Below are 1085 nucleotides of genomic sequence, written 5' to 3' on the forward strand. Positions count from 1 at the left end.
TCACGCTGTGCCGCCCGCCTTGGTTCGTCGTCATGCGACGACGTGACCACGCAAAATGTGGATGGGGAGCGGAACAGTGAGAGGATTGCGAGGGTGACGGCAAGAACCAGTGACATCGAGAAGGCGGCCGGTGTGCTGCGCGCCGGAGGCCTGGTGGCCTTCCCGACCGAAACCGTCTACGGCCTGGGCGCCAACGCCGAGGACCCCGCCGCCGTCGCGCGTGTCTTCCAGGTCAAGGGGCGCCCGCCCTCCCACCCGCTGATCGTCCACATCGGCGGCGCGGAGCAGCTGGGCGACTGGGCCGAGAACGTGCCCGCGACGGCGCGCCTGCTGGCCGAACGCTTCTGGCCGGGGCCACTCACGCTGGTCCTGCGGCGCGGCCGCCGGGTGCCCCTCGAAGCGACCGGCGGCCTGGAGACGGTGGCCGTGCGCGTGCCCGGCCACGTCGTCGCACTCGCCCTGCTGGCGGCCTTCGGCGGCGGTGTCGCGGCCCCGTCCGCCAACCGCTTCGGCTCGGTCAGCCCCACAACGGCGGACCACGTCCGTGCCGAGCTCGGTGATGCCGTCGACTTCGTGCTGGACGGCGGCCCCTGCCAGGTCGGCGTCGAGTCGACCATCGTCGACGCCACGGGCGACACGCCGAGCGTCCTTCGGCCCGGCGGGGTGACGCGCGAGGACCTCGAAGCGGTGCTGGGGCGCCCGCTTGCGGTCCACTCCACGAGCCGCGTCCGGGTGCCGGGCCAGCATCCGTCACACTACGCGCCGCGTGCACGGGTCGTCCTGGTCGAGCCCGAGAAGGTCGTCGCCGAAGCGGAGCTCGCCCAGGAGCTAGGGCACCAGGTGGGCGTCCTTCTTCCCCCCTCCTTCGCCGGCGCTGCGGTGAAGGCGCACGCCGTGGTGGCGGTCCCCGCTTCCATGGCCGCCTACGCACGCGGGCTGTACGGGTTCCTGCGCGAGCTCGACCAGCGGGGCTGCGACCTCATCGTCGCGTCCTTGCCGGTGGAGGAGGGGCTGGGCCTGGCGATCGCCAACCGGCTCCGCCGCGCCGCGGGGCCCCGGCCCGCCGAGTGACCGGCAACGCCCCT

1 protein-coding gene is annotated in these 1085 nt (G+C 73.7%); it reads left to right on the plus strand.

Annotated elements, in window-relative coordinates:
- The first annotated feature begins 93 nt into the window (after positions 1 to 93).
- Positions 94 to 1071 (plus strand): L-threonylcarbamoyladenylate synthase, encoded by a 978-nt coding sequence (locus ID574_RS59245; protein ID WP_188197865.1) that lies wholly within the window; start codon positions 94 to 96, stop codon positions 1069 to 1071.
- Positions 1072 to 1085 lie beyond the last annotated feature (14 nt).

This window comes from Nonomuraea sp. SYSU D8015 (assembly GCF_008065375.1).
Taxonomy (GTDB): Bacteria; Actinomycetota; Actinomycetes; order Streptosporangiales; family Streptosporangiaceae; genus Nonomuraea.